The sequence below is a fragment of the Methylibium petroleiphilum PM1 genome, from assembly GCF_000015725.1.
GTDB lineage: Bacteria > Pseudomonadota > Gammaproteobacteria > Burkholderiales > Burkholderiaceae_C > Methylibium > Methylibium petroleiphilum.
Genome location: NC_008825.1, coordinates 2,995,016 through 3,012,692, shown reverse-complemented (window position 1 = coordinate 3,012,692; position 17,677 = coordinate 2,995,016). Strand labels below are relative to the sequence as shown.

At 67.9% G+C, this 17,677-nt stretch carries 21 protein-coding genes; 20 read left to right on the top strand and 1 reads right to left on the bottom strand.

From position 1 onward, the window contains the following. Positions 1–70: 70 nt before the first annotated feature. Together bufB and MPE_RS14275 are read left to right on the top strand one after the other, a co-directional pair. Entirely contained in the window at positions 71–931 is an 861-nt protein-coding gene (gene bufB / locus MPE_RS14280; protein ID WP_041929700.1) for an MNIO family bufferin maturase, read from the top strand. Then, positions 928–1,734 carry an HvfC/BufC N-terminal domain-containing protein gene (locus tag MPE_RS14275; protein ID WP_011830413.1) on the top strand — a complete coding sequence of 269 codons (807 nt, stop codon included), beginning with the start codon at positions 928–930 and terminating at the stop codon, positions 1,732–1,734. The genes bufB and MPE_RS14275 overlap by 4 nt, the downstream gene beginning before the upstream one ends. 40 nt (positions 1,735–1,774) lie before the next feature. Here MPE_RS14275 and MPE_RS14270 read toward each other — a convergent pair whose 3' ends face one another. Next, positions 1,775–2,941, bottom strand: a complete 1,167-nt coding sequence (locus MPE_RS14270) for an alpha-hydroxy acid oxidase (RefSeq protein WP_011830412.1) — start codon at positions 2,939–2,941, stop codon at positions 1,775–1,777. A gap of 347 nt (positions 2,942–3,288) precedes the next feature. Between MPE_RS14270 and MPE_RS14265 the strand changes: the two genes are divergently transcribed. From MPE_RS14265 to hypE, 18 genes are all read left to right on the top strand, one after another. Next, a complete protein-coding gene (locus MPE_RS14265; RefSeq protein WP_011830410.1) occupies positions 3,289–4,383 on the top strand; it encodes a hydrogenase small subunit in 1,095 nt (364 codons plus the stop codon). Positions 4,384–4,412: 29 nt separating this feature from the next. After that, the gene (locus MPE_RS14260; protein WP_011830409.1) at positions 4,413–6,269 is read left to right on the top strand and encodes a nickel-dependent hydrogenase large subunit; all 1,857 of its coding nucleotides are present in this window, start codon (positions 4,413–4,415) and stop codon (positions 6,267–6,269) included. A gap of 43 nt (positions 6,270–6,312) precedes the next feature. Beyond that, a complete protein-coding gene (locus tag MPE_RS14255; protein WP_011830408.1) occupies positions 6,313–6,903 on the top strand; it encodes a HupE/UreJ family protein in 591 nt (196 codons plus the stop codon). A gap of 48 nt (positions 6,904–6,951) precedes the next feature. Next, complete coding sequence (gene cybH / locus MPE_RS14250) at positions 6,952–7,686, top strand: Ni/Fe-hydrogenase, b-type cytochrome subunit (protein WP_011830407.1); 735 nt, start codon at positions 6,952–6,954, stop codon at positions 7,684–7,686. A 5-nt stretch (positions 7,687–7,691) separates the two neighbouring features. Continuing rightward, positions 7,692–8,195: a HigA family addiction module antitoxin gene (locus MPE_RS24675; RefSeq protein WP_011830406.1), complete on the top strand. Its 504-nt coding sequence runs from the start codon at positions 7,692–7,694 to the stop codon at positions 8,193–8,195. Between the two features lie 23 nt (positions 8,196–8,218). Then, complete coding sequence (locus tag MPE_RS14240; protein ID WP_011830405.1) at positions 8,219–8,893, top strand: HyaD/HybD family hydrogenase maturation endopeptidase; 675 nt, start codon at positions 8,219–8,221, stop codon at positions 8,891–8,893. Between the two features lie 10 nt (positions 8,894–8,903). Next, positions 8,904–9,236, top strand: coding sequence for a HypC/HybG/HupF family hydrogenase formation chaperone (locus MPE_RS14235; RefSeq protein ID WP_011830404.1), 333 nt, complete (start codon positions 8,904–8,906; stop codon positions 9,234–9,236). Continuing rightward, positions 9,233–9,745 (top strand): thioredoxin domain-containing protein, encoded by a 513-nt coding sequence (locus tag MPE_RS14230; protein WP_011830403.1) that lies wholly within the window; start codon positions 9,233–9,235, stop codon positions 9,743–9,745. The genes MPE_RS14235 and MPE_RS14230 overlap by 4 nt, the downstream gene beginning before the upstream one ends. A gap of 25 nt (positions 9,746–9,770) precedes the next feature. Beyond that, positions 9,771–10,646: a hydrogenase expression/formation protein gene (locus tag MPE_RS14225; RefSeq protein WP_011830402.1), complete on the top strand. Its 876-nt coding sequence runs from the start codon at positions 9,771–9,773 to the stop codon at positions 10,644–10,646. A 73-nt stretch (positions 10,647–10,719) separates the two neighbouring features. Further along, a complete protein-coding gene (locus MPE_RS14220; protein WP_036230946.1) occupies positions 10,720–10,956 on the top strand; it encodes a rubredoxin in 237 nt (78 codons plus the stop codon). Further along, positions 10,899–11,492, top strand: coding sequence for a [NiFe]-hydrogenase assembly chaperone HybE (gene hybE, locus MPE_RS14215; protein ID WP_375136156.1), 594 nt, complete (start codon positions 10,899–10,901; stop codon positions 11,490–11,492). The genes MPE_RS14220 and hybE overlap by 58 nt, the downstream gene beginning before the upstream one ends. Then, a complete protein-coding gene (locus MPE_RS14210) occupies positions 11,489–12,655 on the top strand; it encodes a HupK protein (RefSeq protein ID WP_011830400.1) in 1,167 nt (388 codons plus the stop codon). Before hybE ends, MPE_RS14210 begins: the two co-directional genes overlap by 4 nt. Then, positions 12,648–12,992, top strand: coding sequence for a hydrogenase maturation nickel metallochaperone HypA/HybF (locus MPE_RS14205; protein ID WP_011830399.1), 345 nt, complete (start codon positions 12,648–12,650; stop codon positions 12,990–12,992). The genes MPE_RS14210 and MPE_RS14205 overlap by 8 nt, the downstream gene beginning before the upstream one ends. 15 nt (positions 12,993–13,007) lie before the next feature. After that, on the top strand, positions 13,008–14,045 hold the full coding sequence (hypB, locus tag MPE_RS14200) for a hydrogenase nickel incorporation protein HypB (RefSeq protein WP_011830398.1): 1,038 nt from the start codon (positions 13,008–13,010) through the stop codon (positions 14,043–14,045). After that, positions 14,042–15,214, top strand: a complete 1,173-nt coding sequence (locus tag MPE_RS14195) for a Kae1-like domain-containing protein (RefSeq protein WP_011830397.1) — start codon at positions 14,042–14,044, stop codon at positions 15,212–15,214. The genes hypB and MPE_RS14195 overlap by 4 nt, the downstream gene beginning before the upstream one ends. Next, positions 15,205–15,450 carry a HypC/HybG/HupF family hydrogenase formation chaperone gene (locus tag MPE_RS14190; protein ID WP_011830396.1) on the top strand — a complete coding sequence of 82 codons (246 nt, stop codon included), beginning with the start codon at positions 15,205–15,207 and terminating at the stop codon, positions 15,448–15,450. Before MPE_RS14195 ends, MPE_RS14190 begins: the two co-directional genes overlap by 10 nt. Continuing rightward, the gene (gene hypD / locus MPE_RS14185) at positions 15,447–16,589 is read left to right on the top strand and encodes a hydrogenase formation protein HypD (protein ID WP_011830395.1); all 1,143 of its coding nucleotides are present in this window, start codon (positions 15,447–15,449) and stop codon (positions 16,587–16,589) included. The genes MPE_RS14190 and hypD overlap by 4 nt, the downstream gene beginning before the upstream one ends. Next, entirely contained in the window at positions 16,586–17,641 is a 1,056-nt protein-coding gene (gene hypE, locus MPE_RS14180) for a hydrogenase expression/formation protein HypE (RefSeq protein WP_011830394.1), read from the top strand. Before hypD ends, hypE begins: the two co-directional genes overlap by 4 nt. Positions 17,642–17,677: the final 36 nt, after the last annotated feature.

Below are 17,677 nucleotides of genomic sequence, written 5' to 3'. Positions count from 1 at the left end.
GAGGTCCGCGCGTCGGCCCTGGCCGATGCGCGGACCTTCGTGCCTCTTGTGCGTCTTTGCACCCTCACCGATGAGCACCATGCTTCAGGGCTTCGGCCTGGGACTTCGTCCCGAACACTACGCTGCATTCGCCGAACGGCGGCCCGCGGTGGACTGGCTCGAGGTCATCTCGGAGAACTACATGCTGCCGGGCGGCGCGCCGCTGCAGCACCTGGACCGCCTGCGCCGCGACTACCCGATGGCGATGCACGGTGTGTCGCTGTCGATCGGCAGTGCCGACGACCTGGACCTCGAATACCTGCGCGCCCTGAAGGCGCTGGCCGATCGCATCGAGCCGGCGTGGATCTCCGACCATCTCTGCTGGACCGGCGTGGACCACCACAACCTGCACGATCTGATGCCCATGCCCTACACCGAGGCTGCCTTGCGCCACCTGTGCGAGCGGGTGGCGCGCGTGCAGGACCACCTTGGCCGTCGCCTGCTGCTCGAGAACGTGTCGAGCTACGTGGCCTTCGAAGCCGACGAGATGAGCGAGTGGGCGTTCGTCGCCGAGCTCGCGCGGCGCGCCGACTGCGATCTGTTGCTCGACGTGAACAACGTCCACGTCAGCAGCGTGAATCACGGCTTCGACGCGCGGTGCTACATCGATGCCCTGCCGCGCGAGCGCGTGCGGCAGATCCATCTGGCCGGCCACGAGGACCACGGCAGCCACCTGATCGACACGCATGACCACCCGGTGTGCGATGCCGTGTGGAAGCTGTATGACTACACGACGCGGCGGTTCGGCGCGGTGCCGACGATGATCGAGCGGGATGACCGCATCCCGCCGCTGGCCGAGCTGGTGGCCGAACTCGACGTGGCGCGGGAGGTTCAGGCCGGCGCGCTGTCCGCGGCGAGGACCGGCCGCGGTGTGCGTGAGATGACGGCATGAATGCGGGCGTGCTGATCGAGCAGCAGCGGCGGCTGAGCCGTGCCGTCGTCGAGGACGCCGCCGCCGGGGCGACGCCGGCTGACGGGTTGCTGCGGCCACGACCTGGCGGCTCGCTGCTGAACATCTACCGCCACGCCTACCGCGCCCGCCTCGTCGCCGCGCTGCGCGAGAACCACGAGGGACTGCCGCGGGTCATGGGCGACGAGGCCTTCGAGGCCTTGGCGCAGGCTTATCTGTCGGCGTGTCCGTCGCGGCATCCGTCGATCCGCTGGTTCGGTGAGTCCCTGGCCGATTTCATGCAGGCTCGGCCGGAACTGGCGCCGCACCCGTCCCTGGCCGATCTGGCGCGCATGGAGTGGGCGCTGCGGATGGCCTTCGATGCCGCCGATGCCCTGCCGATCCGGGCGGAAGCGCTGCAGACCCTCGATGCGCGGGCCTGGCCCGGTCTGCGTTTCTCGCTGTTGCCCAGCGCCCGGCTGGTGACGCTGCACTGGGCGGTCGAGCCGCTGTGGCGTGCGCTGCAGACACAGGCGGCGCAGCCAGCCGATGGCGAACCCGAACTGCCCGAACCGGAACCGCACGAACATTGCCTGCTGGCCTGGCGACCGGGCCTGGAGACGCGCTGGCGTTCGCTCGAAAGCCTGGAGACGGTGCTATTGCGCGCGGTCCTCGATCGCCAGCCGTTCGCGGCGCTGTGCGCCCGTGCTGCCGCTGAGGTCGGCGAGGCCGATGCCGCCACGGCCGTCGTCGCGGTCCTTCAGGGCTGGCTCGCCGAAGGCCTGATCGCGGCCGTGCAGGTCTAGCCGGCACCCATTGCCGTAGCGCGGGTTCGCCGCCGGGCGATCAGGACGGCCCGCCCGCGCCGCGGTAGCTGCCCGGTACCAGGATCTCGCGCCCCACCCGTCTGATATCGGTATGGCCGGTGAAGGCCATGGTGATGTCGAGCTCGTTGCGGATGATCTCGAGGGCGCGTGTCACGCCGGCCTGGCCCATCGCGCCCAGCCCGTACAGGAAGGCCCGCCCGATCATCGTGCCGCGCGCTCCCAGGGCCACCGCCTTGAGCACGTCCTGGCCCGAGCGGATCCCCCCGTCCATCCACACCTCGATCCGGTCGCCCACCGCCTCGGCGATCGCCGGCAGCGCCGCGATCGAGGACGGCGCCCCATCGAGCTGCCTCCCCCCGTGGTTCGACACCACGATCGCGTCGGCCCCGCTGTCGGCCGCCAGCTTCGCGTCGGCCACCTCCATGATCCCCTTCAGGATCAGCCGGCCGCCCCAGCGCTGCTTGATCCACGCCACATCGTCCCAGCTCAGCCGCGGATCGAACTGCTCCTTCGTCCACGTCCCCAGCGAAGACATGTCGCTCACCCCCTTGGCATGCCCCACCAGGTTGCCGAAGCTGTGGCGCCGCGTCCCGGCCATCCCCAGGCACCAGCGCGGCTTCATCGCCAGGTTGATCAGGTTCGCCAGCGTCGGCTTGGGCGGCGCCGTCATGCCGTTCTTCAGATCCTTGTGGCGCTGCCCCAGCACCTGCAGGTCCAGCGTCAGCACCAGCGCCGAGCAGCGTGCCGCCTTGGCTCGCTCGATCAGCCGCTCCATGAAATCGCGGTCGCGCATCCAGTACAGCTGGAACCAGAACGGCGCCTTCGTGTGCGCGGCGATGTCCTCGATCGAGCAGATGCTCATCGTCGACAGCGTGAACGGCACCCCGAAGGCCTCGGCCGCGCGCGCGCCCAGGATCTCGCCGTCGGCGTGCTGCATGCCGGTCAGGCCGGTGGGGGCGATCACGACCGGCATGGCGCAGTCCTGGCCGGCCAGGGTGGTGCGCAGCGAGCGGCCCTCCATGTTCACCGCCACGCGCTGGCGCAGCAGGATGCGGGCGAAGTCGGTCTCGTTGGCGCGGTAGGTGCCCTCGGTCCAGGAGCCCGAGTCGGCGTAGTCGTAGAACATCCTCGGCACCCGGCGCCGGGCCAGAACCCTCAGGTCTTCGATGCAGGTGATCACGGGCATGGTTCAGATCTTCTTCTCGTTGAGCGACGAAGCGATTCTCTGCCATCCGTGCCGCCGGTTTCCCGCAGCCGTGAGCCGAATCGGATGTTGCCATTGCAGATGATGGATTCAACTGCAAGAGCCGCTTCCACTGCTGTCGCGACCTTGGGGCATGCGTCGACTGTCCTCGCAAATAGTCCCAGTCGCGACAAGGACTTACGAGAGGCATTCGGGGTTTTCCCGCGAGCCGCGCGGGGTTGGCCCACGACTTGTGTTGTCTTGCCCACCCGGTGCGCCGGTCTGCTGTTGCCGCGGCGGGCCGGTCGCACGGTTCGATCACATCCAGTAGCAACCGGAGACCTTCCACGATGGAAACCTTTTATGAGGTGATGCGCCGCCAAGGCATTTCGCGCCGCAGCTTCCTGAAGTACTGCTCGCTCACGGCCACCTCGTTGGGGCTGGGTCCGGCCTTCGTGCCGCAGATCGCGCACGCCATGGAGAACAAGCCGCGTACGCCGGTGCTCTGGCTGCACGGTCTGGAATGCACCTGCTGCTCGGAGAGCTTCATCCGCTCAGCGCACCCGCTCGCGAAGGACGTGGTGCTGTCGATGATCTCGCTCGACTACGACGACACGCTGATGGCCGCCGCAGGCCATCAGGCCGAGGCGATCCTCGAAGAGATCATGGCCAAGTACAAGGGCAACTACATCCTGGCGGTGGAGGGCAATCCTCCGCTGAACCAGGATGGCATGAGCTGCATCATCGGCGGCAAGCCCTTCATCGACCAGCTCAAGCACGTGGCCAAGGACGCCAAGGCCATCATCTCCTGGGGTTCGTGTGCCTCGTGGGGCTGTGTGCAGGCCGCCAAGCCCAATCCCACGCAGGCCACGCCGGTTCACAAGGTGATCTTCGACAAGCCCATCATCAAGGTGCCGGGCTGCCCGCCGATCGCCGAGGTGATGACCGGGGTGATCACCTACATGCTCACCTTCGACCGGCTGCCCGAGCTCGATCGCCAGGGCCGACCGAAGATGTTCTACAGCCAGCGCATCCACGACAAGTGCTACCGCCGGCCGCACTTCGATGCCGGTCAGTTCGTCGAGCACTTCGACGACGAATCGGCGCGCCGCGGCTATTGCCTCTACAAGGTCGGCTGCAAGGGCCCGACCACCTACAACGCGTGCTCGACCACGCGCTGGAACGAGGGCACCAGCTTCCCGATCCAGGCCGGCCACGGTTGCATCGGCTGCTCCGAAGACGGCTTCTGGGACAAGGGGTCGTTCTACGACCGCCTCACCAACATCCATCAGTTCGGCATCGAGGCCAACGCCGACCAGGTCGGTGGTGCCGCGGCCGGTGTGGTGGGCGCGGCCGCCGTCGCCCACGCCGCCGTGTCGGCGATCAAGCGTGCGACGCAGAAGACCGATTCGAAGACGAACGAAACCTCCCGCGCCGGGCAGTGAAGCGCTGAGCACGAACAAAGGAACGACACATGGGTGCTTACGAAACTCAGGGCTTCAAGATGGACAACTCGGGCCGCCGCGTGGTGGTGGACCCGGTGACGCGCATCGAAGGCCACATGCGCTGCGAGGTCAACCTCGACAGCAACAACGTCATCCGCAACGCCGTCTCCACCGGCACGATGTGGCGTGGTCTGGAGGTCATTCTCAAGGGGCGCGATCCGCGCGACGCGTGGGCCTTCGTCGAGCGCATCTGCGGTGTCTGCACCGGCTGCCACGCGCTCACTTCGGTGCGTGCGGTGGAAGATGCGCTCGGCATCGTCATTCCGAAGAACGCCTACCTGATCCGCGAGATCATGGCGAAGACCTTGCAGGAGCACGATCACGCCGTCCACTTCTACCACCTGCATGCCCTCGACTGGGTCGATGTCGTGTCAGCGCTGAAGGCCGACCCGAAGAAGACCTCCGATCTCCAGCACCTGGTGTCGCCGAGTCACCCGATGTCGTCGCCGGGCTACTTCCGCGACATCCAGAACCGGCTCAAGAAGTTCGTCGAGAGCGGCCAGCTCGGACCGTTCATGAACGGCTACTGGGGCAACAAGGCCTATGTGCTGCCGCCAGAGGCCAACCTGATGGCCGTCACGCACTATCTCGAGGCGCTGGATCTGCAGAAGGAGTGGGTCAAGGTTCACACGGTCTTTGGCGGCAAGAACCCGCACCCGAACTACCTGGTCGGCGGCGTGCCCTGCGCGATCAACATCGACAAGGACGGCGCGGCCGGCGCGCCGGTGAACATGGAGCGCCTGAACTTCGTCGAGGCGCGCATCAAGGAGATGATCGAGTTCAACAACAACGTCTACATCCCGGACGTGTTGGCGATCGGCACCATCTACAAGCAGGCCGGCTGGCTCTACGGTGGCGGCCTGTCGGCGACCAACGTGCTCGACTACGGCACCTACGAAAAGGTGATGGGCGATCACAGCACCCAGCAACTGCCGGGCGGTGCCATCCTCGACGGCAACTGGGACGTCATCCACCCGGTCGATCCGCGGGACCCCGAGCAGGTGCAGGAGTTCGTGCCGCACAGCTGGTACAAGTACGCCGACGAATCCAAGGGCCTGCATCCGTGGGACGGCGTCACCGAGCCGAACTACGTGCTCGGAGCCAACACCAAGGGCACGCGCACCAATATCCAGGAGCTCGACGAGAGCGCGAAGTACTCCTGGATCAAGTCGCCGCGCTGGCGCGGCCATGCGATGGAAGTCGGCCCTCTGTCTCGCTACATCCTGGGCTATGCCCACGCGAAGCAGGGTCACAAGTACTGCCAACGCGTGAAGGAGCAGATCGACACCTCGGCCATGATCATCAACAGCGTCTATCCCAAGGCGCTGGGTCTGCCCGAGACGCAGTACAGCGCCAAGCAGTTGCTACCCACCACGATCGGCCGCACGCTCGCGCGGGCGCTCGAGGCGCAGTACTGCGCGGAGATGATGCTCGAGGACTTCAAGGAACTGGTCGCCAATATCAAGGCCGGCGACACCACCACGGCCAATGTCGAGAAGTGGGATCCGGCCACCTGGCCGAAGGAAGCCAAGGGCGTGGGCACGGTCGCGGCACCGCGCGGAACGCTGGGGCACTGGATCCGCATCAAGGACGGGCGGATCGAGAACTATCAGTGCGTCGTGCCGACCACCTGGAACGGCAGCCCTCGCGACAACAAGGGGCAGATCGGGGCCTTCGAGGCCAGCCTGATGAACACGCCGATGGCCAACCCCGAGCAACCGGTGGAAATCCTTCGCACGCTGCACTCCTTCGATCCCTGCCTGGCCTGCTCGACGCACGTGATGAGCCCCGACGGCCAGGAGCTCACCAGTGTCAAGGTGCGCTGACAGCACCGCCCCTACACCACACCCGCATTCCGAGGAGAAACCCATGTCGAAGAGCATTTCCCTGCGGTTCGCACTGCCCAGCATGCTGCTGGCGGCGGCGACGGCCAGCCAGGCGCACACCGGTCACGGAGCGCATGGCCTGGTCGAAGGTCTGGCCCATCCCTTCCTGGGGCTGGACCATCTTCTGGCGATGGTCGCCGTGGGCCTGTGGTCGGCGATCGCGCTGCCTGTCGGTCGGCGTCTGCTCGGACCGGGGGTGTTCCTTGCGGCGCTGCTGATCGGCGCTCTGCTGTCGTGGGAGGGGGTGGCTTTGCCGGCGGTGGAGTCGAGCGTGGCGGCGAGTGTGGTGCTGCTGGGTGCGATGCTGTTCGCGGGGCGGCACGTGCCGACATCGCTCGGCCTCACGCTGGTCGGTGCGGCGGCGCTGTTCCATGGCTATGCGCATGGCAGCGAGCTGGCGGTCGGTGCTTCGGCAGTGGCCTATGCCGCCGGTTTCATGGGGGCGACGACGCTGCTGCACGGCGTGGGCCTCGCCGCCGGCGTCGGTCTTCAGCGGCTGCCCGATCGGGTGGCTCGGCTGGCGGCCACGGTGGTCGGAGGAGCCGGGGTGGTGATGCTCGCCGCCCGTCTTTGATCACGGCCGATCGAGTCGCATCACGCCAGCCCGAAGAGGAGACGATTCATGTCCGCCATACCCGCGAATAGTTCGAACGCCCCTGTCGAGGGCACCGACGCGCACGACCTCGTCCACGCGCAATCCATCAAGTCGGTCTACGTCTACGAAGTACCGGTGCGCATCTGGCACTGGATCAATGCGCTGGCCATCAGCGTGCTGGCCATCACGGGCTACTTCATCGGCTCGCCCTTGCCGACCATGCCGGGCGAGGCCAGCGCCAATTACCTGATGGGCTACATCCGCTTCGCCCATTTCGCCGCCGGCTACCTGCTGGCCGTCGGTTTGCTCGGGCGTCTCTACTGGGCCGTGGTCGGGAACCACCACGCCCGCGAGTTGTTCTGGGTACCGGTGTTCCAGCGCGCCTATTGGCTCGAGGTATGGGGCATGGTGAAGTGGTATGCCTTCGTGAGCGCGCGGCCCGGCAAGTACGTGGGACACAACCCGTTGGCACGCTTCGCGATGTTCTTCATGTTCTTCCTGACGGCCGTGTTCATGGTCGTGACCGGGTTCGCGCTGTACGGTGAAGGCGCGCAGGCCGGTTCCTGGGCCGACGTGATGTTCGGCTGGGTGATCCCGCTGTTCGGGCAGTCCCAGGACGTGCACACCTGGCACCACCTCGGGATGTGGTGGCTGATCGTGTTCGTCATCGTGCACGTGTACGCCGCCATCCGCGAAGACATCATGGGTCGATCGAGCGTGGTGAGCACGATGATCTCCGGCCACCGCACCTTCAAGGACTGACGGCCATGAGCCTGCAAGATCTGGTTCAGCGCAATGGCTGGGGCGCGACCCGGACGGTCGGAGCGGCGGCGGGCGAGCGACTGGCATGGATCGGTCCAGTGCGGCATGTGCGCGCACCGGGAGGGCCGTCCGGCGCGGGCGACTTTTTCTCGCGGGGAGCCGGGGCCTCGGATCGTTCGTCGCGGTCCCTTGCGGCCACGACGATGCTGCTGCCACCCGGGGTGCCGGGCCGTGCTCCCTGGCATCCGGGGCGCTTTCTCCGGCGCAATTACCTGACCCCGCTCGGTCTCTCGCAGACCGAGGCGGCACGCCTGCTCGGCGTATCGCGCCGGCGCTTGCACGAGATCGTGCATGGCCAGCGCGGTATCACGGCCGATACCGCCATCCGTTGCGCGCTGGTGTTCGGAACCGATGCGGCGTTCTGGCTCGCGTTGCAATCTGCCTGGGACAGCTTCCACACCTGGAAGTTGCTCCGCGTCCAGACCCGCCGCACCCGCGGCACCCACTGATTTTCTTGTTGGAGTCAACCCGCATGAGCGCTCGTCCGTCTGCTGGCGACTGTCACGACCTAGGTGGCAACCCTGAGGCGGAGGTAATCTGCGTCCTCGGCATTGGCAACGTCCTGTGGGCCGATGAAGGCTTCGGCGTGCGTTGCATCGAGGCCTTGCAGCGCCGCTACGAGTTCGCGCCTCACGTGCAATTGATCGACGGCGGCACCCAGGGGCTCTACCTCATCCAGCACGTGCAGGCTGCGACGCGCCTGCTGATCTTCGATGCCATCGACTACGGGCTGACGCCAGGCACGCTGAAGCTGGTCGAGAACGACGACGTGCCGCGCTTCATGGGGGCGAAGAAGATGAGCCTTCACCAGACCGGCTTCCAGGAGGTGCTGATGCTGGCGCTGCTGACGGAGCAGTACCCGAAGCAGGTGCTGCTGATCGGTTGCCAGCCTGAAGAGCTGGAGGACTACGGCGGCAGCCTGCGGCCGCGCGTCAAGCAGGCGCTGGAGGACGCGCTCGCGCATGGGGTCGACACGCTGCGCCAATGGGGCGCGAGGCCCGTGCCGCGCACCGCGCCGCTGGGCGAGCACGAGTCGGTGACCTTCTCGGAGCTCGATATCGGCCGCTACGAAGAGCAGCGCCCACCGGAAGAACTTGCGTGCCGAGTCGGCGACGAACGCTTCTTCCCGCCAGTCGCTCAGAACTGATCGAGCCGCCATGTGCATCGGACTTCCCATGCAGGTGTTGAGCGTCGAGCCCGGTCACGCGCAGTGCCGCGGCCGAGGTGAGTCTCGCCGTGTCCGGACGGCGCTGGTGGGCGACGTCGCACCCGGTGATTGGCTGCTCGTGTTCATCGACAGCGCTCAGGAGCGTCTGACGACCGAGCGCGCGCGCGAGATCGACGCCACGCTCGATCTGCTCGAAGCGGTGATGCACGGCGATGCCGCCGACGGCGTCGCCTCCTTCGCCCTGCCGTCGCGCATGAACCAGGACGAAGTCCTTGCTTTGGCGGGGGCGGCATCCAGCCCCACTTTGGAGAAATCACCATGAGTACCGACACGTCGAGCCACGAAACCCTGGTGAAGCTGCCCGTGCAGCCCCCCAAGACGACGATGGCCGTTCCCGAAACGTCGCCGCTGATCGAGCGGCTCGTCAGCGTCCACGGTGCGACGTGGGTCGACGAGACCAGCATCGGTGACTGGGCCGCGCAGGGAGGTGATCGCGTCGTGTTGTTCGCTGGCGATCCGGTCCGCTTTCCTGAGGGGCTGGATGTGGCTGTCGTGCTGCCGGAGCTGCAACGCAGCTTCCCGGGGCGTTTCCTCGTCGGCGTCGTGCCGCGACAGAGCGAGGAAGCCGTGGCTCGCCGCTACGGTTCGCAGCGCTGGCCGACGCTGCTGTTCCTGCGGGATGGCCAGTACGTGACCACGATCTCCGGCATGCTCGATTGGGACGATTACGTCGAACGCGTCAAGCAGGCGCTGGCCATGCCGACCTCGCGCGCGCCGACCATCGGCATCCCGGTGGTCAGTGCCGGATCCTCCGGTTCGTCGTGCCATTGAAACAACCCTTTCACGGAAGCACCTCATGAAAGACTTTCCGATACCGGTCGTGGGCATAGGCGTTGGTCCGGGCAGCCAGCCCGAGGAGGACGAGAGCCTCCAGTACATGCCGATGCCCCAGGGCATGGAGACCTTCCGCCCGCCGATTCTTCCCGAGCCCGAGGAGATCGCCGCGCGAGAGCAGGCGCACCGCGCTTTGCGCGAGGCCTTGATGGCCCTCGACGACGCGCGCCGCAACGGCGGCAACCGCAGCGTCGACCTGCTGGGACTGCCAGCCGCGGACCTGCAGCTCGTCAACCAGGTGCTCGGCGAGGGCGAGGTGAGTGCGCTGGTCAAGAGCGACGGCGATGCGAGTCATGAGCTGCGCGTGCAGGAGTCCGTCTTTGCCGGCGTGTGGCGCGTGGTCCGCTCGATGGATGGTCAGGTCATGTCGGACGTCATCGAACTCGGCCCCGTGCCGCAGGCGCTGAAGGCGGCCGCACGCGACGATGTCTGGGCCCAGGTGCCGCGCTGGACCGGCGATCTGCCCCCCAATGTGCAGAACGCACCCTCTCTGCTGGCCGAGATCGAGGATCAGTGGCGCATCTGGCGTCCGGGCCAGGCGGCTCACGTCGTCAACCTCACGCTGCTGCCGATGTCGACCGAAGACATCGGCTTCCTCGATCACCATCTCGGCACGGGCCGGGTGCTGATCCTGTCGCGCGGCTATGGCAACTGCCGCATCACCAACACCCGCATGCCCAATTGCTGGCGCGTCGTGTACTACAACTCGCAGGACGTGGTCATCCTCAACACCGTCGAAGTCGTCGAGCTGCCTGAGGTGGCCCAAGCCGCCAAGGAAGACCTCGACGATTCGCACGAGCGTCTGAGGGAAGTGCTGGAGTGGGTGGAGCAGGCATGAGAAGAGCGGCGTGCCTCGACCCGGCGGTCCTGCAGGCCGTCGAGCGCACCGCTTTCGTGTGCGGGGTGAGACCGTGAACTCCAGCAGCCCGCCGCGGTTCGAAGGCAGCTACCTCGGCAACAGCGCCCGCCTGCCGGCCGGCGCGCGTCTCGAATGCAAGATCTGCTGGTGGGTCTACGACCCCGCGCTCGGCGATCCCGTCTGGCAGATCGACCCCGGCACGTCCTTCTCGGATCTGCCGCCGCACTGGCGATGCCCGCAGTGCGACGGGGATGCCGAGCAGTTCATGGTGCTCGACGGCACCACCTGATCATGAGCGCTGCGTCGTCTCCTGCTGCCGCTTTGTCGCGGCGCGTCTGCGATCTCGTGGACCTGTTCCGCGGCATCGAGCGCGATCGCATGGCTGGCGTGCCGGTTCTGAACCCGGCGTTGCAGGTGGAAGCGGTGGGTTTCGAACCGGCGTTCGATCCGGCGATCGCCGATCCAGAATCCGGCGGCGACGTGGAGGCGGTCGGTATTCTCGTCACCCCCTGGTTCATGAACCTCGTCACGATGCCTCTGGAACGCCGTGATGACGTCGCCTGCGTCGGCGTCTCGCGGACGCGGCCCGTCGGCAGCGAGAACTTCGACTTCATCGGAGGCCACGAGCCCGCCTTTGGCTCCTATGCGGCCTGCTCGCTGTTCTCGCCGATGTTCGAGTTCGTCGACCAGGCGGCGGCCGTGGCCACCGCGCGTGCCGTGCTCACGACCTTGCGCGTGCCGGTTGCTGCCGTTGAGCAGACCCCTTCGCCGGCTCGCCGATCCTTCTTGCTCGGTCGGTCATCGGCCACCGGGGCGGTGCGATGAGTGCGGGGCGGCTCGCGGACCTGGGTGGCGCCCTGCTGGTGCGTCCCGGTCGGCCTCGGCCGCACAACCTGGTCAGCACCCGCCCGGACCTGACCGATCTGCTGACCCGCGGCAAGCCCGCCGCCGCGCTGGCCGACATCCTGGGCAGCCTGTACAGCCTGTGCGGCCATGCGCACCGCCTGTGCGCGCAGCGCGCCGTGGCTGCTGCGCGTGGCCGGGGTGACGCAGACGAACGCAATGCCGCTGGCGCGCTGCAGCTCGGCAGTCTGCGCGAGCACTTGCGTCGCCTGTGCATGGACTGGCCTCGGCAGTTGGCGGTCTCGTCGCATCGCGAGGCGCTCGCCGCCCAGGCGATGAGCCAGCTTCAGCATTGCCCGGCGTTCGTCGCTCCGTTGCTGCCCTCGAACACGACGGCGGGCGAAGCGATCCCGGGCCTGCTCGACTGGCTGCAGCATGCCGTCCTGCGCATGCCCGCGTCGCAATGGCTGGCCAGGTGGGAACGCGATCCGCAGGCCTGGTCGATCGAGTGGGCCGGTCAGAGCGAAGGGTGGCTGGCCGAACTGTTCAGGGGAATGCCCGCGGTCGCCGACCGTGTGCTGCCCGCGGCCGATCTCGAACCTCATGCGGGTGCGGCCTCGCTGCGCGAACTCGCCGACGCCTTGCAAGAAAGCCCCGCCTTCGTTCGCCAGCCGCTCTGGCGCGGCGCCTGCGCAGAAACCGGACCATGGAACCGTCTGAACCGGCCGGCCGGCCCGCGCCTCGACAGCCCCAGGTTGCGCCTCGGTGCACGCCTGGCCGAGGCCGTGCGCCTTGCCTTGCCCGACGGAGCGCGGCGCAGCGGCGCCCAGTGGCTCGCGAGCGGCAGCCTGGCGCTCGGCCCGGGGGAGGCCCTGGCCTGGGCAGAGATGGCGCGCGGCCTGCTGGTCCATCATGTGCGCCTCGACAACCAGGGCGATGCGGCGCGCGTCGACAGCTGCCGCGTGCTTGCCCCCACGGAATGGAACTTTCATCCTGCCGGTGCGCTGGCTGCAGCGCTCGAGCGCCTGTCCGCCGAAGTCGCACCGACGCGCCAGCGCGAAGTCGCCCTCCTCATGGCAGCCTACGATCCGTGCGTGCCCTATGAGATCGAGCCGGCCTGGTTGGAGGAGGCCGCCCATGCATGAAGCCAGTCTGGCCGGCGGCATCCTGAAGCTCGTCGAAGACGCCGCGCAGCGCGAGGGCTTTCGCAGCGTAACGGTGTTGCGCATGGAAGCCGGGCGTCTGGCCGGCGTGGAAGTGCGCGCATTGCAGTTTGCGCTGGAGTCGCTCGCGCCGGGAACCTGCCTCCAGGACGCGCGGTTCGAGATCGAGGAGCCGATCGGCCAGGCCTGGTGCCTCCACTGCAGCCAGACGGTCGAGATCGCCCAGCGCGGCGATGCCTGTCCGGTGTGCGGCGGCTACCAGGTGCAGCCCACCGGAGGCACCGAACTGCGGGTGCTCGACATGCTGGTCGACGATTAGACAGAAGGAGCGAGTATGTGTGTCGTTTGTGGTTGTGCCGGGTCCGAGGATCCGAAAGCGGCGAAGCCTGCCGACGAGGCCGTGGTGGCGCAGGCGCAGGATCGTGACGCTGCGCCGAGCCTCTCGGGGACGCACGTTCACGTGGATCCTCGCCACGGCGACCTGCATTACGGTGCCGGCGCCGCACGCGTCTCGGTGCCCGGCATGAGCCAGGCGCGCGCGATCAAGCTCGAGACCGACATCCTCGGCGAGAACAACCGCATCGCGCGGCGCAATCGCCAGCACTTCGAGGCACATGGCGTGACGGCACTGAATCTGGTGTCCAGTCCCGGCTCCGGCAAGACCACTCTGCTGTGCGCCACCATCCAGGCGTTGCGCCGACGCCATCCCGGGCTGTCGGTGTCGGTCATCGAGGGCGACCAGCAGACCAGCTTCGACGCCGAGCGCATCCGTGCGACCGGTGCGCCGGCCATCCAGGTCAACACCGGCAAGGGCTGCCACCTCGATGCGCCGATGGTGGCGGATGCCTTCTCCCGGTTGCACACGCACGACCATCACGCAGACCACCACCACGCGCATCATCACGACGCGCACAGCCTGCTGTTCATAGAGAACGTCGGCAACCTCGTCTGCCCCGCGGTGTGGGATCTGGGCGAGGCCGCCAAGGTGGCCATCCTCTCGGTGACCGAAGGCGAGGACAAGCCACTCAAGTACCCTGACATGTTCGCCGCCGCCTCGTTGATGGTGCTGAACAAGATCGACCTGCTGCCGCACTTGCACTTCGACGTCCAGCGCTGCATCCAGGCGGCCCGGCGCGTCAACCCGGCGATCGAGGTGATCCAGCTCTCGGCGACCAGCGGAGCCGGCATGGACGACTGGCTGCACTGGCTGGAGCATGCGATGTCGCCGGTCGACGCTCACCACCATCACCATCATGAGCCGGCGTCCCCGGCTCGCTCCGAAGGTCCGGATACCGAAGCTGCGCTGCGTCGGCGCGTGGCCGAGCTCGAAGCCGCGCTCGCTGCCGCTGCAGGGGCGGCAACGTCAGATTGAACGGCTGCATCGTGCCGAACGACCTGCCCACCGTACTGGCCGCTGGCGCCTGGCTGAAGAATGCCGTGTGCCTGCTCGAGGGCGGCGTGCCGGTCTGGTCGGCGTTGCACGGTGACCTGGGTGAACCGGGTGCCTGCTGCGCGCTCGATGCCTCAATGCAGTCGCTGCTGCGCCGACCCGGCCGGCCGGTGGCTGCGATCGCGCACGACCTGCACCCCGATTTCTACAGCACCCGCCTGGCGGTGTCTCTGGCCGCGGAGCTGGGGGTTCCCGCGATCGGCGTCCAGCACCACCACGCCCACATCGCGGCGGTGATGGCCGAGCATGGCGTCGAGGAGGCGGTCGTCGGCCTGGCGCTGGACGGCGTCGGCCTGGGCACCGACGGCACCGCCTGGGGTGGTGAACTGCTGTGGGTCGACACCGCCGAATGGCAGCGCCTCGGCGGCCTCTGGCCGCTGGCACTGCCCGGAGGCGATGTGGCGGCACGCGAGCCCTGGCGGATGGCTGCGTCGGCGCTCCACGCGCTGGGCCGTGGGGGCGAGATCGGTGAGCGCTTCGTTGGCGCCGTGGGTGCGAGTGCCGCGCGCCTCGTGCAGCAGTTGCTCGTCGCCAGCTTCAACTGCCCTCCCACCAGCAGCGCCGGGCGCTGGTTCGACGCGGCCGCCGCTGCGCTGGGGCTGAGCGTTCGCCAGGCGCACGAGGCCGAGGCCGCGATCGCGCTGGAGCAACAGGCACGCGCGTGGATCGCGGCGAATGGCCGGCCGACGCGGACGGACATCGTCGATGCGAGCCGGATCGATCGCCTCGACCTGCGCCCCTTGCTGGCGCGATTGCTCGATCACGGCGATGCTGCTGGCGGGGTGCCCGCCGAGGCCGCCTGGTTCCACGTGGCGCTGGCCGAGGCATTGGCCGGCTGGGCTGGTGCAGCAGCCCGCGAGCGCGGTGCGCGCACCGTGTGCCTCGGCGGCGGTTGCTTCTGCAATATGGTGCTCACCGAGCATGTCACCGCCGGCCTGCAGCGGCAGGGGCTGAAGGTGCTGAGGCCGCAGGCCCACACCTGCGGCGATGCGGCGCTGGCGCTCGGGCAGGCCTGGGTGGCCGCTCACCTGCTGCATGCCGGCGGCCGGCCCCTTTCCATCGAAGTCAACGAGAGCCTCTCATGTGCCTAGCCATCCCCGCCAAGCTGATCGAACTCAAGCCCGCCGACCAGGCCGTGGTCGACCTCGGCGGCATTCGCAAGGAGATCTCCGTGGCCCTGCTGCCCGGCGTGGTCGTCGGTGACTACGTGATCGTGCACGTCGGACATGCTATCGGGCAGATCGATCCGGCCGAAGCCGAGCGCACGCTCGCGATGTTCGGTGAAGTCGCCCGTTTGCCGGCCGCCTCGGGAGCGGCGCTGTCATGAAGTACATCGACGAGTTTCGCGACGGCGGCGTCGCCCAGAAGATCGCCGAGCGGCTGCGCCAGGAGGTTCGTCCGAACCGCAGCTACAGCTTCATGGAGTTCTGCGGCGGCCACACCCACGCCATCTCGCGTTATGGCGTCAGCGAGCTGCTGCCGGCCAATGTGCGCATGGTGCACGGTCCAGGCTGCCCGGTCTGCGTGCTGCCGATCGGCCGCATCGACCTGGCGATCAAGCTCGCACTCGAGCGTGGAGCCATCGTCTGTACCTACGGCGACACCATGCGCGTGCCGGCGTCCGACGGCCTGTCGCTGGTTCGTGCCAAGGCGCGCGGTGGCGACATCCGCATGGTGTACTCGGCGGCCGATGCGCTCCAGATCGCGCGCCAGAACCCGCAGCGCGAGGTGGTGTTCTTCGCGATCGGCTTCGAGACGACCACGCCGCCCACGGCCCTGGCGATCCGCGACGCCCACAAGGAGGGGCTGGCGAATTTCAGCGTGCTGTGCTGCCATGTGCTCACGCCGTCGGCGATCACGCACATCCTCGAGTCGCCCGAAGTACGGCAGTTCGGCACGGTGCCGATCGATGGCTTCGTGGGGCCGGCACACGTCAGCATCGTGATCGGTTCCGGACCCTACGAGCACTTCGCACAGGAGTACCGCAAGCCGGTGGTCATCGCCGGCTTCGAGCCGCTCGACGTGATGCAGGCGGTGCTGATGCTCGTGCGCCAGGTGAACGAAGGGCGCGCCGAGGTCGAGAACGAGTTCACCCGTGCGGTCAACCGCGACGGCAACCTGAATGCGCAGGCGCTGGTGTCCGACATCTTCGAGCTGCGGCCGAGTTTCGAGTGGCGTGGCCTCGGTGAAGTGCCGTACAGCGCGCTCAAGATCCGCCCCGGCTTCGCCGCCTTCGATGCCGAGCGGCGCTTCCAGCTCGGCTACCAGCCGGTGGCCGACAACAAGGCCTGCGAATGCGGCGCCATCCTGCGCGGTGTGAAGAAGCCGACCGACTGCAAGATCTTCGGCACGGTGTGCACGCCGGAGAATCCGGTGGGGTCCTGCATGGTGTCCAGCGAGGGCGCCTGCGCGGCGCACTACTCCTACGGGCGGTTCAAGGACATCGCGATCGTGGCGGCAGCATGAGCATTGTCAAGAAGGACTACATCCGGCCGCTCGACATCAAGAACGGCCGCATCGACATGGGGCATGGCGCCGGCGGGCGCGCGGCGATGCAGCTGATCGAGGAGCTCTTCCTCGCGGCCTTCGACAACGACTACCTGCGCCAGGGCGACGATGGTGCGGCGTTTGCCATCCCGCAAGGCGAGCGCATGGTGATGGCGGTGGACGGCCACGTGGTGTCGCCGCTGTTCTTCCCTGGCGGCGACGTGGGCTGCCTCAGCGTGCACGGCACGATCAACGACGTGGCGATGTCCGGCGCGCGGCCGCTCTATCTGGCCGCCAGCTTCATCCTCGAAGAGGGCTTCCCGCTCGCCGATCTCAAGCGCATCGTCGAGTCGATGGCCGCTGCGGCGCGCGAGGCCGGCGTGCCGGTGATCACCGGCGACACCAAGGTCGTGGAGCAAGGCAAGGGCGATGGCGTCTTCATCAGCACCACCGGCGTCGGCGTGGTGCCAGTCGGTGTCGACGTCTCCGGCAGGAACGCGCGTCCCGGCGACGTGCTGTTGCTGTCCGGCACGATCGGCGAGCACGGCGTCGCGGTGCTGTCGCAGCGCGAGTCGCTCGAGTTCGAGACCACGATCCGCTCCGACACGGCGGCGCTGCACACCCTGGTGGCCGCGATGCTGCAGGCTGCGCCGGGGGGCGTGCGGGTGCTGCGCGACCCCACGCGCGGCGGCCTGGCCACGACGCTCAACGAGATCGCGCGCCAGTCCGGTGTCGGCATGCTGCTGCAGGAGGACGCGATCCCGGTGCTGCCGCAGGTCGATGCGGCCTGCGAACTGCTGGGCCTGGACCCGCTGTACATCGCCAACGAAGGCAAGCTGGTGGCCGCTTGCGCGCCCGAGGCAGTCGAGGCGGTGCTGGCGGCGATGCGCGCTCATCCGCTGGGCGCGCAGGCCGCGCGCATCGGTAGCGTCGTCGAAGACCCCCACCGCTTCGTGCAGATGGACACCCGCTTCGGCGGGCGCCGCGTCGTCGACTGGTTGAGCGGAGAGCAGTTGCCGCGCATTTGCTGACACCTCCGCATAGAGAGGCTGCGATGGACGATCCCG

What these genes read in the sequence shown, in the direction of transcription:
- MPE_RS14240 (WP_011830405.1), top strand. Translation starts at nt 8,219, where the DNA reads ATGAGCGCTCGTCCGTCTGCTGGCGACTGTCACGACCTAGGTGGCAAC.
- hypD (WP_011830395.1), top strand. Translation starts at nt 15,447, where the DNA reads ATGAAGTACATCGACGAGTTTCGCGACGGCGGCGTCGCCCAGAAGATC.
- hypE (WP_011830394.1), top strand. Translation starts at nt 16,586, where the DNA reads ATGAGCATTGTCAAGAAGGACTACATCCGGCCGCTCGACATCAAGAAC.
- MPE_RS14265 (WP_011830410.1), top strand. Translation starts at nt 3,289, where the DNA reads ATGGAAACCTTTTATGAGGTGATGCGCCGCCAAGGCATTTCGCGCCGC.
- hypB (WP_011830398.1), top strand. Translation starts at nt 13,008, where the DNA reads ATGTGTGTCGTTTGTGGTTGTGCCGGGTCCGAGGATCCGAAAGCGGCG.
- MPE_RS14275 (WP_011830413.1), top strand. Translation starts at nt 928, where the DNA reads ATGAATGCGGGCGTGCTGATCGAGCAGCAGCGGCGGCTGAGCCGTGCC.
- MPE_RS14270 (WP_011830412.1), bottom strand. Translation starts at nt 2,941, where the DNA reads ATGCCCGTGATCACCTGCATCGAAGACCTGAGGGTTCTGGCCCGGCGC.
- MPE_RS14190 (WP_011830396.1), top strand. Translation starts at nt 15,205, where the DNA reads ATGTGCCTAGCCATCCCCGCCAAGCTGATCGAACTCAAGCCCGCCGAC.
- MPE_RS14210 (WP_011830400.1), top strand. Translation starts at nt 11,489, where the DNA reads ATGAGTGCGGGGCGGCTCGCGGACCTGGGTGGCGCCCTGCTGGTGCGT.
- hybE (WP_375136156.1), top strand. Translation starts at nt 10,899, where the DNA reads ATGCCCGCAGTGCGACGGGGATGCCGAGCAGTTCATGGTGCTCGACGG.
- cybH (WP_011830407.1), top strand. Translation starts at nt 6,952, where the DNA reads ATGTCCGCCATACCCGCGAATAGTTCGAACGCCCCTGTCGAGGGCACC.
- MPE_RS14235 (WP_011830404.1), top strand. Translation starts at nt 8,904, where the DNA reads ATGTGCATCGGACTTCCCATGCAGGTGTTGAGCGTCGAGCCCGGTCAC.
- MPE_RS14205 (WP_011830399.1), top strand. Translation starts at nt 12,648, where the DNA reads ATGCATGAAGCCAGTCTGGCCGGCGGCATCCTGAAGCTCGTCGAAGAC.
- MPE_RS24675 (WP_011830406.1), top strand. Translation starts at nt 7,692, where the DNA reads ATGAGCCTGCAAGATCTGGTTCAGCGCAATGGCTGGGGCGCGACCCGG.
- MPE_RS14225 (WP_011830402.1), top strand. Translation starts at nt 9,771, where the DNA reads ATGAAAGACTTTCCGATACCGGTCGTGGGCATAGGCGTTGGTCCGGGC.
- bufB (WP_041929700.1), top strand. Translation starts at nt 71, where the DNA reads ATGAGCACCATGCTTCAGGGCTTCGGCCTGGGACTTCGTCCCGAACAC.
- MPE_RS14255 (WP_011830408.1), top strand. Translation starts at nt 6,313, where the DNA reads ATGTCGAAGAGCATTTCCCTGCGGTTCGCACTGCCCAGCATGCTGCTG.
- MPE_RS14260 (WP_011830409.1), top strand. Translation starts at nt 4,413, where the DNA reads ATGGGTGCTTACGAAACTCAGGGCTTCAAGATGGACAACTCGGGCCGC.
- MPE_RS14230 (WP_011830403.1), top strand. Translation starts at nt 9,233, where the DNA reads ATGAGTACCGACACGTCGAGCCACGAAACCCTGGTGAAGCTGCCCGTG.